Source organism: Methylobacterium nigriterrae (genome assembly GCF_037106235.1).
GTDB lineage: Bacteria > Pseudomonadota > Alphaproteobacteria > Rhizobiales > Beijerinckiaceae > Methylobacterium > Methylobacterium nigriterrae.
On sequence record NZ_JBAWTG010001047.1, the window covers coordinates 1 to 254 of the forward strand.

General features: G+C 59.1%; 1 protein-coding gene. It reads left to right on the top strand.

Translation table 11 applies throughout. The features are described 5' to 3' along the window. Positions 1–8: 8 nt before the first annotated feature. On the top strand, positions 9–254 hold a 246-nt coding region (locus WDW90_RS40185), incomplete at its 3' end, for an NADH-quinone oxidoreductase subunit NuoE family protein (protein ID WP_431311235.1).

The following is a 254-nucleotide window of genomic DNA, read 5'->3' on the forward strand; positions in this document are numbered from 1 at the left end:
GTGAAGAGATCGCTCAGCTGCTGGATGGCAGGTCCCGTCGCCGCGACATGCTCATCGAGTACCTCCATCTCATTCAGGACAAATACCGTCAGATTTCGGCGGCTCACCTGGCGGCATTGGCCGACGAGATGAAACTGGCCTTCTCGGAAGTGTTCGAGGTCGCCACTTTCTACGCGCACTTCGATGTGGTGAAGGAAGGGGCACCGAACGTTGCGCCGTTGACGATCCGGGTTTGCGATTCGCTGACCTGCGCG